General features: G+C 56.6%; 15 protein-coding genes. 7 read left to right on the forward strand and 8 right to left on the reverse strand.

Going from position 1 to position 13,876, the window contains the following annotated elements:
- Positions 1-3 precede the first annotated feature (3 nt).
- From ACR0AH_RS05695 to ACR0AH_RS05710, 4 genes are all read right to left on the reverse strand, one after another.
- Positions 4-759, reverse strand: coding sequence for a trypsin-like serine protease (locus tag ACR0AH_RS05695; protein WP_170393616.1), 756 nt, complete (start codon positions 757-759; stop codon positions 4-6).
- An 8-nt stretch (positions 760-767) separates the two neighbouring features.
- Complete coding sequence (phaR, locus tag ACR0AH_RS05700) at positions 768-1,322, reverse strand: polyhydroxyalkanoate synthesis repressor PhaR (RefSeq protein WP_170404880.1); 555 nt, start codon at positions 1,320-1,322, stop codon at positions 768-770.
- 135 nt (positions 1,323-1,457) lie between these two features.
- On the reverse strand, positions 1,458-1,904 hold the full coding sequence (locus ACR0AH_RS05705) for a phasin family protein (protein WP_029621740.1): 447 nt from the start codon (positions 1,902-1,904) through the stop codon (positions 1,458-1,460).
- A 132-nt stretch (positions 1,905-2,036) separates the two neighbouring features.
- A complete protein-coding gene (locus tag ACR0AH_RS05710) occupies positions 2,037-3,839 on the reverse strand; it encodes a class I poly(R)-hydroxyalkanoic acid synthase (protein WP_170731843.1) in 1,803 nt (600 codons plus the stop codon).
- A 111-nt stretch (positions 3,840-3,950) separates the two neighbouring features.
- On the opposite strand from ACR0AH_RS05710, the gene phaZ reads away from it, so the two are divergent.
- Together phaZ and ACR0AH_RS05720 are read left to right on the forward strand one after the other, a co-directional pair.
- Complete coding sequence (phaZ, locus tag ACR0AH_RS05715) at positions 3,951-5,222, forward strand: polyhydroxyalkanoate depolymerase (protein ID WP_170404873.1); 1,272 nt, start codon at positions 3,951-3,953, stop codon at positions 5,220-5,222.
- The gene (locus ACR0AH_RS05720) at positions 5,219-5,803 is read left to right on the forward strand and encodes a DUF6151 family protein (protein ID WP_480590803.1); all 585 of its coding nucleotides are present in this window, start codon (positions 5,219-5,221) and stop codon (positions 5,801-5,803) included. Before phaZ ends, ACR0AH_RS05720 begins: the two co-directional genes overlap by 4 nt.
- Here the strand turns inward: ACR0AH_RS05720 and ACR0AH_RS05725 are convergent.
- The 4 genes from ACR0AH_RS05725 to ACR0AH_RS05740 form a co-directional block, all read right to left on the reverse strand.
- Positions 5,800-6,510, reverse strand: a complete 711-nt coding sequence (locus ACR0AH_RS05725; protein ID WP_170510715.1) for an alpha/beta fold hydrolase — start codon at positions 6,508-6,510, stop codon at positions 5,800-5,802. The two genes, ACR0AH_RS05720 and ACR0AH_RS05725, sit on opposite strands and share 4 nt — an antisense overlap.
- A gap of 73 nt (positions 6,511-6,583) precedes the next feature.
- Positions 6,584-7,198 carry a hypothetical protein gene (locus ACR0AH_RS05730; RefSeq protein ID WP_170510826.1) on the reverse strand — a complete coding sequence of 205 codons (615 nt, stop codon included), beginning with the start codon at positions 7,196-7,198 and terminating at the stop codon, positions 6,584-6,586.
- Between the two features lie 20 nt (positions 7,199-7,218).
- Positions 7,219-8,235 carry an alpha/beta hydrolase gene (locus ACR0AH_RS05735; protein ID WP_480590805.1) on the reverse strand — a complete coding sequence of 339 codons (1,017 nt, stop codon included), beginning with the start codon at positions 8,233-8,235 and terminating at the stop codon, positions 7,219-7,221.
- Positions 8,226-8,975 (reverse strand): alpha/beta fold hydrolase, encoded by a 750-nt coding sequence (locus tag ACR0AH_RS05740; RefSeq protein WP_170731837.1) that lies wholly within the window; start codon positions 8,973-8,975, stop codon positions 8,226-8,228. The genes ACR0AH_RS05735 and ACR0AH_RS05740 overlap by 10 nt, the downstream gene beginning before the upstream one ends.
- Positions 8,976-9,191: 216 nt before the next feature.
- Between ACR0AH_RS05740 and thrS the strand changes: the two genes are divergently transcribed.
- The 5 genes from thrS (at position 9,192) to ACR0AH_RS05765 (ending at position 13,876) form a co-directional block, all read left to right on the forward strand.
- A complete protein-coding gene (thrS, locus tag ACR0AH_RS05745) occupies positions 9,192-11,150 on the forward strand; it encodes a threonine--tRNA ligase (RefSeq protein ID WP_480590807.1) in 1,959 nt (652 codons plus the stop codon).
- 221 nt (positions 11,151-11,371) lie between these two features.
- Positions 11,372-11,674, forward strand: coding sequence for a BufA1 family periplasmic bufferin-type metallophore (locus ACR0AH_RS05750; protein ID WP_010439128.1), 303 nt, complete (start codon positions 11,372-11,374; stop codon positions 11,672-11,674).
- Between the two features lie 71 nt (positions 11,675-11,745).
- Positions 11,746-12,603, forward strand: a complete 858-nt coding sequence (gene bufB, locus ACR0AH_RS05755; RefSeq protein ID WP_170731834.1) for an MNIO family bufferin maturase — start codon at positions 11,746-11,748, stop codon at positions 12,601-12,603.
- Positions 12,600-13,361, forward strand: coding sequence for an HvfC/BufC family peptide modification chaperone (locus ACR0AH_RS05760; protein ID WP_170610074.1), 762 nt, complete (start codon positions 12,600-12,602; stop codon positions 13,359-13,361). Before bufB ends, ACR0AH_RS05760 begins: the two co-directional genes overlap by 4 nt.
- Positions 13,358-13,876, forward strand: a complete 519-nt coding sequence (locus tag ACR0AH_RS05765) for a DoxX family membrane protein (RefSeq protein WP_170393639.1) — start codon at positions 13,358-13,360, stop codon at positions 13,874-13,876. The genes ACR0AH_RS05760 and ACR0AH_RS05765 overlap by 4 nt, the downstream gene beginning before the upstream one ends.

Here is a 13,876-nt window from a genome sequence, read left to right on the forward strand (position 1 = left end):
GTACTATTGCAGATCAAGGTCATGAACTGAAAGTAACAATGCGTCGATCCCGTCAGGGGTTGGCGCGACGCGCGACAAAATCCCGGCAACGGCAAGCCCGGTTTCTGTTTGCATCAGAAACGGCGCACCGGAATCCCCCATCATGACGGGGCAGATCGCGCGCATCAGCCCTTGGCCGGCCTGTGCGGCATTACAGCTATCGGTGCGACTGAGCACGTGGGGCCGCAATCCGGGATAGCCCGCGAACGAGCCCATCTGCGGGACAGTCCGGGAAATATCGAAAAAACCAACCTGCTCTCCAATTGGCTCGGCCAACTCCAACACGGCCCAATCCAGATCGGCGCGATTGTTGAATACACCGTCGCGCCCCTGTTCCGAATCCAGCCGATAGGCCAATACATTGGACACGGCGGCAGCCTCGCCGCGCTGATACCCTGCGGCAAACCGGATACTGGCCGGAGGAATCCAGCGGTTGCGCGCGCTGTTGTACAAGCAATGTGCCGCGGTCAAAACCAGCCGCTCAGACACCAGCACGCCTGTACAATGGGACCGCTGACTGCGGCTGGCAAAATTGACCCGGCCAATGGCGCGCCAGGGCGGGGTCGTTGCATCCAGAATTTCGCGCGCGCGAATCTCGTCGCAGCCCGCAGCCGTATCCCGACCCATTGTGCAGATAGGTTCCCACACGGATGTAAACTGGCCTTGGGCCTGTGCAGTCTGGGCCCAGATCAACGCGCCCAGAACAGACAGCCAGCGCATCGGTCAGGCTAGCTCAGCTTCGATAGTTTTTGCTGCAGCTCGGCAAGTTGCTTTTTGATGTCGTCCAAATCCTCTTTGGGTTCGGGCGATGTTTCTTGTTCATCATCCGGCCCCGACCAGTTTCCCGACAGACCACCGGTCATGGCTTTTAGAAAGGCCTTTTGCTGCGCCTGCATCGCCTCGAACCCCGGCATCTGGGACATTGGGTTCATGGCGTTCATGTTTTCCATCATCTTGGACTGGCTCTCGCGCAGCATGTCGAACGAGCTTTGCAGGAATTGCGGCATCATGCCCCCGCCCGGCACCATGTAGCTGCGCACCAGATCGTTCAGCACATTAATCGGCAAAACATTTTCGCCACGGCTTTCGTGTTCGGCAATGATTTGAAGCAGATACTGACGAGTCAGGTCATCACCGGTTTTCAGGTCAATGATCTGAACCTCGCGCCCGTCGCGGATGAAACCGGCTATATCTTCAAGCGTTACGTAATCGCTGGTCTCGGTGTTATACAGCCGACGGCTGGCATAGCGCTTGATCAGCAGCGGTTTGTCTTGTTCCGACACCCTGTACCCTCCCCAAGGATGATGCGTTGCAGCAGAGGTTATGCGACTGCAGAACAAAAAGAAAGGGCAGGTCAAGCGACCTGCCCGAAGCGATTACACCATTTGGGAGGAATGGGTGCTATATCGCAGCCTTACTTACTTGGCGGTTGCTGCTTTCTTTGCGGCAGCGGTCACCTCGTTGGTGGCTTTTTTGACGGCTGCGGTTGCATCTTCTGCAGCGTCTTTGCCAGCCGCCATCAACAGCTCAACTGTTTCGGTCTGAACTTTTTTCGCGATCTCAGCGAAAGCAGCCAGGTTTTCAGCGGCAACTTCAGCCGACGCGCTTGCGAAGTCGGTTGCAGCTTTTGCGTAATCCGCAGGCTCGGTTTTTGCTTTCGACATCTCGGTCAGTTTGGCCAGGGTTTCTTTGGTCCATTTGTTCGAGATCTCAGCTGATTTCTCAGCTGCGTCCAGAGCAACACCCGACAGCTTTTCGTTCAGAGAAGCGGTCGATTTGAATGCGTCTTCCAGAGCGGTTGTGTCAACCGGGAACGCGCCCATCATGTCTTTCAGGGTCGCGGTAAAGTCTTGGGTCTTTGCCATTGTCCTAAATCCTTCTAGCCGTTCCGGGCCCACCCCGGTTCTCATCAGCTTGAAGGCAATATGATTGCTGCATCGCAGCATTGCAAGCTTTTTCTTGCTGCAACGCAGAAATTTTTGAGTTTCAAAATGATATCAGCGGTTTGCCTTGACCAAAACATAGGTACCCGGAGCCGGGCAAAGGCGTGGATGATCCGAATCGCCGGTATCGCGCGCGGGAACCTGCTTGCCTGATCGCTTCTTTAACCACGCTTCCCACATCGGCCACCACGAACCTTCGTGGAAGTCAGCTTCTTTCAGCCATGTATCAGCATCACACTTCAGCTCAGGATTGGTATAGTGACCATATTTTTTCTTACTGGGCGGGTTCACAATGCCCGCGATGTGACCGGACTCGGAAACCACAAAGGTCTTCGACTTCGCGCCCATCTGCTGTACCCCGCGATAGCAATCCTTCCACGCGGCAATATGATCCGTCTCGCATGTGATCGCCATCAAAGGCACATCGACATCCTTGATATGCAGCTTATGGCCAAGCAATTCGAACCCGTCGTCGACGAAATCGTTGCTCTGACACAAACCGCGCAGATACTGGATCGCCATCCGGCCTGGCAGGTTGGCCCCGTCGCCGTTCCAGTACAACAGGTCAAACGCTGGCGGTGTTTCACCCATCATGTAGCTGCGGATCGCCGGAGTATAGATGAGATCTCTGGATCGCAGGAAAGACATCGTTCGCCCGATGATCCATGCCTTTAGAATACCATCCTTCGAGACCTGTTCTTCGATGCCATCTACAAAGTCATTTTGCAGGAACGGCGTGAACTCCCCCTGCTCACCAAAGTCTGTCAGGGTGGTGAAGAAAGTGGCAGATTTGATCGACTTGTCACCGCGCTGCTTCATCAGCGAAAGCGTCAGGCTCAGCGTCGTACCAGCAATGCAATACCCAACTGCATTGACCTGCTTGACCTTGCAGATTTTCTTCGCCTCTTCGATGGCGGTCAGGAACCCTTCCTGAATATAGTCCTCCATCCCAATATCGGCGTGTGAGCTATCGGCATTCACCCAGCTGACCACAAACAGGGTATAGCCCTGCTCTGTCACCCATTTGATCAGGCTGTTCTGAGCCTTCAGGTCCAAGATATAGAACTTGTTGATCCATGGCGGGAACAGAACGATCGGCGTTTCGTGCACCGTCTCGGTCACCGGTTTATACTGGATCAGTTCCATCATTCGGTTGCGATAGACGACGTCGCCGGGTGTAGTTGCGATATTCCCGCCAATCTCAAAGGCACTTTCGTCAGCAAGTCTGACAACCATTTCGCCGTCATTGGCCTCAAGGTCCGACACGAGGTTCTCCAGCCCCTGTATCAGGGACTGCCCTTCGGTCTCGATCGCCTTTTCCAGCGCATCGGGGTTGGTGGCCAGAAAATTCGTCGGTGCCATCATATCTATGATCTGTTGCGAGAAGTACTGCAGACGCTGCTTATCCTTGGTTTCCAAATCGTCAACCGATGCAACGGCCTGCGCGATCGCTTCGGCATTGGTTTGGTACTGCTGGCGAATGAGGCGAAAGTAGGGGTTGGTTTCCCACATTGGATTGGCAAACCGTTTATCTTTGGTAGCGGCTGGGGGCACATCCCCGTCGCTTTGGGTCATCGCTTTCTGCGCTTCCGCAAAGTTGAGAACCGATTTTCCCCAATACTCAATTTGCTGCTCCAACAGCTTTGTGGGGTTTTGAAACGCTTCAGCCCAATACGCAGTTGCTGCTTTTGCAAAAAGCTCTTGATTCGGGCCATCCAGAGCGGGGGTGTGCGGCGTTTTTCCGGCCATGACCTCGACCAGGCGTTTGGACAGTTCTTCTACTTTGTCCATATTTTCTTTAAGTCGTTCAATATGTTCTTCGGTCAGTTTTGGCGTCTGGTCTTCGGTAGTTGTCATTTTAACAATTCCCCCCTAGTCTCGCTGCTGTGCAGAATAACGTCGTTGGCGTCGGGGGGCAAAGCGGCGAATGGTCCGAATTCTCAGGCTGATACTCAGGAGGCACATTCGATGCGCTACATGATGACCTATGACCTGATGGAAACCATGCGTAACACCAACCAATGGCTTGGTGCAACCGCAAGCGCGATGGCATCCTACCCCCTGTTCTCGATGACACCCAACCCGGCCTTCAACTGGATGGCTGCATGGGGCGAAGTAACCGAGCGCACATTCCAGCGTATGGTCGTCAAGCCTGATTGGGGCATCCGCACCTTTACCTGCGAAGACGGCAAGGACCATCTTGTCGATATCACAACCGTGCTTGAGCGTCCTTTCGGCGACCTGATCCATTTCCGCGTTAATGGACGCAAAGAACAGCCACGCAAGGTGCTGCTGGTTGCCCCGATGTCGGGGCATTACGCGACCCTGCTCCGCTCGACCGTCAAAAGCCTGCTTGTCAATTGTGAGGTCTACATTACCGATTGGCATAACGCGCGCGACATTCCCGTGTCCGAAGGCAAGTTCGATGTAGAGGATTACACGCTCTACCTTGTCGATTTTATGAAAGAGCTCGGCCCCGATACGCATGTTATTGCGGTTTGTCAGCCCGCACCGCTGACTCTGGCCGCAACCGCCTATCTGGCCGAGGTCGAGCCGAAGGCGCAGCCAAGTACCCTGACCCTGATCGGCGGTCCCGTCGACCCCGACGCAACTCCGACCGAGGTTACGGATTTTGGTCGCCGTGTAACGATGGGTCAGTTGGAAGAAACGATGATCCAGCGGGTTGGCTTTAAATACAAGGGCGTAGGCCGGATGGTGTATCCCGGCTTGCTACAACTGGCTTCGTTCATGTCAATGAATGCCGAACGTCACAGTAAGGCGTTCTCGGATCAGATCCAGCGCGTTATTCGTGACGAGGCATCCGACCACGATGCCCATAACCGGTTCTATGACGAATATCTGGCGGTGATGGACATGACTGCCGAGTTCTATCTTTCGACCGTTGAACGTGTCTTCAAAAACCGTGAGATCGCGCGCAACGAGTTCGTTGTAGCCGGCCACAAGGTAGATATCGGCAAGATCACTGATGTGGCTGTGAAATCGGTCGAAGGCACGAATGACGATATCTCAGCCCCCGGGCAATGCATTGCGGCGCTGGATTTATGCACGGGTCTGCCCGACAGCAAAAAGGCCAGCCATGTTGAACCCGGCGCGGGTCACTATGGCATTTTTGCGGGCCGCAGCTGGCGCGACAACATCCGTCCGCTAGTGATTGATTTCATGAATGAAAACAGCCGCAAACCCCGTCAACGAGCCGCCAATAGCAACAAAGTTGCATGAGCCGCGCAGCGGCAGGAGACCTTCCTTTCCGTTGCAATTGCGGCGCCCTTTCGGGGCGCATTACTGAACACGGCGTCGTATCCGGCACTCATGTCGTGTGTTTTTGCCATGACTGCCGCGCGGCTCAGCTGTATTTTGAACAGCCCGACCCTGCGCCCGACCCAGTCGAGGTGTTTCAGATGTCACCGGAAGACATCAAGATCGATGCAGGGGTCGAGCACTTGGCAGCTATGCAACTTAGCCCCAAGGGCATGTTGCGATGGTATGCCAGATGCTGCAACGCGCCGCTGGCCACGGCGCCGACAACTCCAAAATTTCCGTTCGCAGGTTTTATCGTCAAACGTATTCCCCACCCCAGCAGTTTGGGTCCCATTACTACGCGTGGATTTGTGCCAAGGGCTGACGGCAAGCAGTCTCATGAGAAAATCCGCTATGCCGCTATGGGTCTGCTTAAACGCGTACTAAAATCGCGTCTGTCCGGGAGCTGGAAGAAAACGCCATTCTTTGACTCTGAAACCGGTCGGCCGGTGGTGCAACCAACTGTTCTGACCAAGAACCAGCGCGCGGTTTTCTACGACTAGGTCAGCCGCAGTGGTTTCCGGAGCCAATCCTGCAGCATCGCAATCACGGATTCGGGTGCTTCCAGTGTCGGATAGTGCCCGGCCTCATCAATCACGCGCAACTCTGCATCCGGAATGAGATCAGCCATGAAGGTATTCTTGCGGACCGGATTCTCCGCATCATGGGCACCGCAGATGATCAGCGTGGGCATCCTGATCCGGCGCAGCGTGCCTTGTTGGTCCGGACGGCGTTGCATGGTTCTTATCTGACGCACAAACACATCCGAGCCCAATTCCTCGGCCATCTGCAACACTTCGTTCAAAATCGGGATGCGTTGCGGACCGGGAGACAACATGTCCGAGCCGATCAGCTTGCGCATCACTTCGTCCAACCTCCCCGCCTGCGCGCCAACGATCAGGTCTTCGCGACTCGCCGCGATATGAGGTGTGTCGGCCTGCGCATCCGTCGCCAGCAAGGCCAGTCGTGTCACCCTCTCAGGTGCGCGCCGCACGATCTCAAGCGCGACGCCACCACCCAGACCAAACCCGCACAAAGCAAACCGGTGCGGCAGTTGATCCAGCAAGCCCGACGCGATTTCTTCGAACCGTTCACCGCCGGTGATCGGTGCGACCATAACTGCACGTTCACGCGACAGCGCGGTGATCTGCGCCTGAAACAACCGTGCATCGCACATCAATCCGGGTAGCAAAACCAACGGCTCGATCACCTCGGTGCCCTCCGCTCGTTGTTATTGTTTTGTTACAGGATGAGAGGTTTGCCAACGGCGGGCAAGTAAAACTTCACGGATAGCTGATCGCCCGAAACGGTGGGAAATCCGCATAGCGTTCCTGCCTTTGGCCCAGCGGTTCATCGGGCTCCGCCCCGGCCCGCAACAAGCAGCCGCGCGGGGCGATATAGCTGTCGATCCGCCGTACAGGCTTGGGCCGCCAAACCAGATTGAACGCGCTTAATTTGGGAAAAAACCAAATCTCGGAATAATCCAGATGGTCATGCATCCACCACGCCAGATCGCGCCAATCGCGCCCCTGCGCATAGCGGTCTGCAAACCACGGAATTACCACCGACGCCCCTGCTACACGTGCGTCACCTTCGCCCCAATCCCAAATGTGGCACTCCAACGGGTTGTCATTGCGGGCACAGTTCAACCTGTTCTCGTTCCCGAACCGGTTCAGAGATCGCGAGCGATAGCCCGAGCGCACCGCGATACGACCAAAGGTTTCTTCCAGCGGATCCAGCAGGGTCTCGCAAAACGCGCGCCCGGTCTCGATCGCAAGATCAGGGTTGTCGGGAATATTTTGCAATGCGTGAAAGTTCCCGATCTCGGAATATAGGAAATCACGCATGAAAAAATGCCGGGATAGTCGCACGCGACCCAAGGTCTCAAGGCTCCACATACTGCCCGGTCTACGCATATTCAGCCACCGCCTTGCCTCTGAATCCCCTGCTCTGACAGCCACTCCAATATGCCCGCGACCGCCGCGTCGGTCTGACCCGGTGACATCAGACGCCCCGCGACCACGTGTGAGGCCGGATCATCCCCGGGCCCCATTGTCACCAATGAAACCATCGCCTGACCACCCCAGGTCTTGGCCGCCTCATGCATTTTTTCCGGACGCACCACCTGATCATCATCAGAAAACCAGAACAGCGCCGGAACCCGCGCGCCCGAGAAGTCCAGCGCATTGACCGCATCTACAAGGGCAAACATCGGCACGACCGCCTCCCACGGATAAACAGTTGTCCAAAAGATGTTCTTCTCGGGATCAGTGCTTGAGACATCCCGGTCCTGTCCCATCAATGGCGGCAGCCAATGCCGGGCCCACGGCAAGGATGGCACCCAGGAACCAGCCGAGTTTACGCCAAAGTTCGGCGATACCAAAACCAACGCAGCCACATCAGTGCTCAGTTCCGTGTCCATCGCAGCCGCGGCGGCCAGGGTCGCCCCCGTCGAGGTTGCGAGCACAATGACTTGCTCACCAACAGCCCTGGCGGCAGCCAACGCCTCGGCTGTATCCTGCATCCAGCCCGACGCCGTACCTTCGGCCATTGCGTCCCCATCGCGGCCATGCCCCTGAAGCCTTGTGTAGACAAGGTTGGCACCCAACGCGTCCGCAACGCGATCAGGTACTGGCCTGATCTCCTCGGACGTGGCGGAAAACCCATGAATGTAGAGCACCGCAAAAGCTGTCCGCTGTTCAACAAAACCATCCTGCCAGATCACGCGCTTTTCAACACCTGGCACGATGTCATCATAGGCGGATTCGATGCTTTCAAAGTAAACCTGAACGCCCTCGCCAAAATTGCGCGGATCGAAACGCGGATGCAGGTCCACTGGCTCGCGCGGGCCAAAGGCGTAGATCAACACACCAACCAGCGTCAAACCCACCATCACCCGCGCCAAAACCCAGCCCAGGCGACGCATCAGGTGCATTCCAGGACTTCTCGCAGAGCCTGCTCAATCAGCCCGAGGCATCGCTCATCCGAAAACCTGTGATCCGCATCTTTGACCAGCAGCAGTTGCATGTCCGGACCAGTGGCATGATCCAGCAGGCGCACTGCCGTATCGGTCGAGACGGCCGTATCTGCTGTCCCCTGCAGGAGACGCACAGGGAAAGGCAGATCAAGCGAAGCGCGCAAAACCAACCGCTGCCGCCCATCCTCAATCATCCGCTTGGTGATGACGTAGGGCTCCATGTAGTCCGATGGCAGTTCCACATGTCCAACCGTCTCTAGTTCAGATTTCTGCTCGTTCGAAAACGACGCCCAATACCCATCCTCGGTAAAATCTGGGGCCGCCGCAATTGTCACCATACCTGCGATCCGTTCGGGCATGACACGCGCCAGCAACAGCGCTTGCCACCCGCCCATCGACGATCCCACAACAACCAGCGGACCATCAGTTAACCGAGAAACTGCGGCCAGCGTATCCTCGTGCCAGTCCCCGATACACCCGTCAGTAAAGGCGCCCGAGCTTTCACCGTGCCCCGAATAGTCAAACCGAAGGAACCCCTGCCCGCGCGCGCGAGCCCACGCTTCCAGGTGCAGCGCCTTGGTGCCCTCCATATCTGATTTCAAGCCACCTAGAAAAACGATGGTCGGCCCGCGCCCATCACTCTTGTGATACGCCAGACGTCGTCCCTGCGCGGTTTCCAGAAATTCTGCCTCTGCCATGCTACCCTCATTGCTTGTCAGCCCATCATGCATGTCACGCACCTCTCTGCAATTGCCCGATCCTTCTTCATCTGGCTAAAAATACCTCGGGGAGTGCGAGGGGCTGGCCCCTCGCTCCTGCCCTTGACACCTGTGTCCCCACCTGCCACATGAGCCGAGCATACATAACCCGCAACCGGGCGTTCAGTGGGCGCCAAACCGACGAGGAGAGCCGATATGGCCCTGGACTCACAGTCAGTCTCCCTTACCTTTCCCGATGGCAATTCCCGATCCTATGAAGCAGGCGTTACGCCCGCACAGGTCGCCGCCGACATCTCGACCTCGCTGGCGAAAAAAGCCATTTCTGCCACGGTGAATGGACAGCATTGGGACCTGCAATGGCCAATCGAAGCCGACGCGCAAATCGCTATTCATACCATGAAGGACGAGGCGCAAGCCAATGAGCTGATCCGACACGATCTGGCGCATGTCATGGCCCGCGCCGTGCAAGAGATTTGGCCCGCAACCAAGGTCACCATTGGCCCCGTCATCGAAAACGGCTGGTACTATGACTTTGACCGTGAGGAACCGTTTACGCCCGAAGATCTCGGCCTCATCGAGAAAAAGATGAAAGAGATCATCAACAAGCGTGACCCGGTGACCACCGAGGTCTGGGACCGCGATCGCGCGATCGAGTTCTACAAGGCCAATAATGAGCCCTATAAAGTTGAGCTGATCGAATCCATCCCGGGTGATGAACCACTGCGCATGTATTGGCACGGTCACTGGCAGGATCTCTGCCGTGGCCCGCACTTGCAGCACACCGGTCAACTGCCGGGCGACGCGTTCAAGCTGATGTCAATCGCCGGGGCTTATTGGCGCGGCGACAGCGACCGCGCAATGCTACAGCGCATCTATGGCGTGGCCTTCACCGGCAAGGAAAAGCTGAAGGCTCATCTGCACATGTTGGAAGAAGCCGCCAAGCGCGACCACCGCAAGCTGGGTCGCGAGATGGATTTGTTCCACATGCAGGAAGAGGCCCCAGGGCAGATTTTCTGGCACCCTAATGGCTGGACCATCTACACTCTTCTGCAAGATTACATGCGTCGGCAACAGCGCAAAGGTGGCTATGTTGAGGTCAACACCCCTCAGGTCGTCGACCGCAAGCTGTGGGTAGCCTCGGGTCATTGGGACAAATACCAAGAGAACATGTTCATCGTCGAAGTGGACGAGGAACATGCACGGGAAAAGGCGGTCAACGCCCTGAAACCGATGAACTGCCCCTGCCACGTGCAGATTTTCAATCAGGGTCTCAAATCCTATCGCGACCTTCCTCTGCGCATGGCCGAGTTCGGATCGTGTAACCGGTACGAACCTTCGGGCGCGCTGCACGGCATCATGCGCGTGCGTGGCTTTACCCAGGATGATGGCCATATCTTCTGCACCGAAGACCAGATCGAATCCGAAACCGCTGAGTTCATTCGGTTCCTGTCCGGTATCTACAAAGACCTCGGGTTTGAGAACTTCTCGGTCAAATTCTCGGACCGGCCGGAAAAACGCTCAGGATCGGACGAAGTGTGGGACAAGGCTGAAGCCGCCCTGCTCAGCGCAACCCGCGCGGCTGGGATCGAGCCGGAACTCAACCCGGGTGAAGGGGCATTCTACGGCCCGAAACTCGAGTTTGTTCTGACCGATGCGATCGGGCGGGATTGGCAATGCGGCACGCATCAGGTGGACTTTGTTCTGCCCGAGCGACTGGACGCCACGTATATCGGCGCTGATGGTGGCAAACACCGCCCAGTTATGTTGCACCGCGCGACCTTGGGCTCGTTTGAACGTTTCATCGGCATTCTGATCGAAGAACACGCGGGCAAGCTGCCGTTCTGGCTGGCCCCGCGCCAGGTCGTTGTGGCCTCGATCACCTCCGAGGCCGATGAGTATGTGGCCGAAGTGGTCAGCACCCTTCGCGCAGCAGGCATCCGCGCCCAGGCGGATATTCGCAACGAGAAGATCAACTATAAAGTCCGCGAACATTCGGTTGGCAAAGTGCCGATCATTCTGGCCGTTGGTCACCGTGAAGTCGAAGATCGCACGGTCAGTGTCCGTCGCCTTGGCGAAAAACAGACGCGGGTCCAATCGCTTGAGGCTGTAACAAATGAGTTGAGCGTGGCTACAACGCCCCCCGATCTGCTGTAACATTCGGCAGCAAACCGCTAGAAATCCGGCCCGTTATTTTGGGCCGGATTGAAACAAATATCATTTTTCAATTCAAAAACAATTTGTTAACGTTCAAGGGTGCATGACGACCTTTGACGGGGTTGTGAGACACGGGCTCGTGAATTCAACTGCTGCCCCTGAACCATTACCTTGTCGTTGTCACAAGCAGACATACGCAGTCATTAACAAGGATTACCAAGATGTCGAACACTGCAAAAACACTGGTTATCGCAAGCGCAGTTGCTGCAGCCGTTTCCGGCGCGGCCACAACCGCAACAGCCCAGGCCAAAGAAAAGTGCTATGGCGTTTCTCTGGCGGGTCAGAACGACTGTGCAGCCGGCCCCGGCACAACTTGCGCGGGCACTTCGACCGTCGACTATCAGGGCAACGCATGGACCCTGGTTGACGCAGGCACCTGCGCCGACATCGAGCTGCCTAAAACAGCAGACGGTGCAGATCGCAAAGGCTCGCTTGAGCCTCTGGAGCGTGACCTGCCTGCATAAGGCTTTTCCGAATGAACCAGAAAGGGCGGGCAGGATCGCCCGCCCTTTCCACGTGATCAGGGGATTTGCAAATGTTGGACAATGCGCTCAGATCGAACCGGCTGCCTGCAGCACCGGGCGTTGGTTACAAACCACAGCATTTCTCGCAGGTTCTTGAACAGGCCAAGCCTGTGGCGTGGCTAGAGATTCATGCCGAAAACTATATGGGCGATGGTGGCAGACCTCTGGCACAACTGCGTCACCTGTCCGAACAATTCCCGATTTCAGTGCATGGTGTCGGGCTGTCGATCGGCGGCGAAACGCCACTTGACCCAGATCACCTGGACCGCCTGAAGCATCTTGTCGGCTGGTTGAACCCGGCCAGCTTTTCGGAGCATTTGGCATGGTCAACCCATGACAGCCATTTCCTGAACGATCTACTTCCTCTGCCCTATACTGATGCGACTCTGGCCCGCGTTTGCGACCATATCGATCAGGTGCAAGAGGTGGTCGGGCGGCAAATGCTGTTAGAGAATCCCTCAAGCTATTTGGCCTTCGAGGAAAGCACATGGTCGGAACCTGATTTCTTGCGCGAAATCACCCGGCGCACCGGCTGCGGGCTGTTGCTGGACGTGAACAACGTCTTTGTTTCAGCCACCAATCTGGATTTCTCACCGCAGGGCTATATTGATGCCTACCCGCTGGACCAAGTCGGTGAGATTCACCTGGGCGGGCATGATGAGGACGAGGACGATCATGGACATCCCTTGCTGATCGACAGCCACGGGCGCGAAGTGGTGGACCCGGTCTGGGCGCTGCTGGACTACGTACTAGACAAATCCGGCCCCAAACCCCTGTTGATTGAATGGGACACCGATGTACCGGACTGGCCGGTGTTACGGGCCGAAGCCGAGCGCGCGCAAAAAGCGCTGGATCGCGTGCCCGCATGAGCGTGTCGCAAACGACATTCCACACCGCGCTGCTGGATGCCAGCCAGCCCATCCCTGATGGCCTATTGGACGCCGAAGCGCAGCCCGCCGGTCGTCGCTTCAGCGTCTATCGCAACAACGTCGCCGTCTCGCTGACCGAGGCGATGCATCAGGCCTTCCCGGTCATCACAAAACTGCTGGGACCCCAGAATATGGACGGGCTGGCTGGAATATTCTTGCGCCGGCACCCGCCGTCCTCACCCCTGATGATGTTTTATGGCGAGGAATTCCCTAAATTTCTGGAAGGAATGGAGCAGTTATCGCATCTGGGCTACCTGCCAGATGTTGCCCGTCTGGAACTGGCGCTGCGTAGGGCTTACCACGCCGCTGATCGACAACCCATAGATGCCGAAGCGCTCAGCTTGCCACCGGAAGATTTGATGCAAGCCAAACTGACCCTCGCGCCGTCGGCGCAAGTGTTGCGTTCAAGCTGGCCCGTACATGCGATCTGGCTATTTAACACCGAAGAAGGCGCGCCGAAACCCGAGGCGGGCGCTCAGGATGTTTTGATCATGCGTCCCGATTACGACCCTGCCCCACACCCATTGCCACCGGGTGGTGCGGCATGGATCGCGCTGATTCAGGATGGCAAATCCATCGGTGAGGCATTTGAATCCACCATGGCCGAAACACCCGAATTTGATCTTGGAACCACTCTGGCACTGCTTTTGCAGGGCGGTGCAATAACTTCTGTGACTATCGAAAGGCTGGACACATGACTGCCCTGATCTCAACTTACAATAATGCGATGGAAAAAGCGGATCACGCGTCCGGTTGGCTGACACCAACCCTGGCTCGGGTGGTCTTTATCGCCGTGTTGTTCGTCTACTACTGGAACTCGGCCACGCTGAAAATCGACGGCTCGATCTTTTCGCCATCGGCCGGAGCCTTCGGTCAGATCTTTCCCAAAGCGGCCGAAGCGGTGCTGTATGATGTGACTCAGATGACCTTTTTCCAGCGGGTCGTCATCTTCTTTGGCACAGTGGCCGAATTTGTCCTGCCTGTGCTTTTGCTGGTCGGCCTGCTGACGCGCCTTGCCGCGCTTGGCATGATCGGATTTGTCTGGGTTCAAACACTGACCGATGTCACCGGGCATGGCATCAAACTGGGCGGCTTGTTCGACAACGCAATTACGTTGATGGATCAGCGCGTGATGTGGACATTCCTGCTGCTGGTGATTGTGATCAACGGCGCGGGTCCGCTGTCTCTGGATCGGTTATTACGCCTGAAGTGA

It is taken from the genome of Ruegeria sp. AM5, assembly GCF_056540645.1.

Excerpts from the sequence above, each read along its gene's own strand:
- ACR0AH_RS05695 (WP_170393616.1), bottom strand. The coding sequence starts at position 759 with ATGCGCTGGCTGTCTGTTCTGGGCGCGTTGATCTGGGCCCAGACTGCA.
- ACR0AH_RS05705 (WP_029621740.1), bottom strand. The coding sequence starts at position 1,904 with ATGGCAAAGACCCAAGACTTTACCGCGACCCTGAAAGACATGATGGGC.
- ACR0AH_RS05710 (WP_170731843.1), bottom strand. The coding sequence starts at position 3,839 with ATGACAACTACCGAAGACCAGACGCCAAAACTGACCGAAGAACATATT.
- phaZ (WP_170404873.1), top strand. The coding sequence starts at position 3,951 with ATGCGCTACATGATGACCTATGACCTGATGGAAACCATGCGTAACACC.
- ACR0AH_RS05720 (WP_480590803.1), top strand. The coding sequence starts at position 5,219 with ATGAGCCGCGCAGCGGCAGGAGACCTTCCTTTCCGTTGCAATTGCGGC.
- ACR0AH_RS05730 (WP_170510826.1), bottom strand. The coding sequence starts at position 7,198 with ATGTGGAGCCTTGAGACCTTGGGTCGCGTGCGACTATCCCGGCATTTT.
- ACR0AH_RS05735 (WP_480590805.1), bottom strand. The coding sequence starts at position 8,235 with ATGCACCTGATGCGTCGCCTGGGCTGGGTTTTGGCGCGGGTGATGGTG.
- ACR0AH_RS05740 (WP_170731837.1), bottom strand. The coding sequence starts at position 8,975 with ATGGCAGAGGCAGAATTTCTGGAAACCGCGCAGGGACGACGTCTGGCG.
- thrS (WP_480590807.1), top strand. The coding sequence starts at position 9,192 with ATGGCCCTGGACTCACAGTCAGTCTCCCTTACCTTTCCCGATGGCAAT.
- ACR0AH_RS05750 (WP_010439128.1), top strand. The coding sequence starts at position 11,372 with ATGTCGAACACTGCAAAAACACTGGTTATCGCAAGCGCAGTTGCTGCA.
- bufB (WP_170731834.1), top strand. The coding sequence starts at position 11,746 with ATGTTGGACAATGCGCTCAGATCGAACCGGCTGCCTGCAGCACCGGGC.
- ACR0AH_RS05760 (WP_170610074.1), top strand. The coding sequence starts at position 12,600 with ATGAGCGTGTCGCAAACGACATTCCACACCGCGCTGCTGGATGCCAGC.
- ACR0AH_RS05765 (WP_170393639.1), top strand. The coding sequence starts at position 13,358 with ATGACTGCCCTGATCTCAACTTACAATAATGCGATGGAAAAAGCGGAT.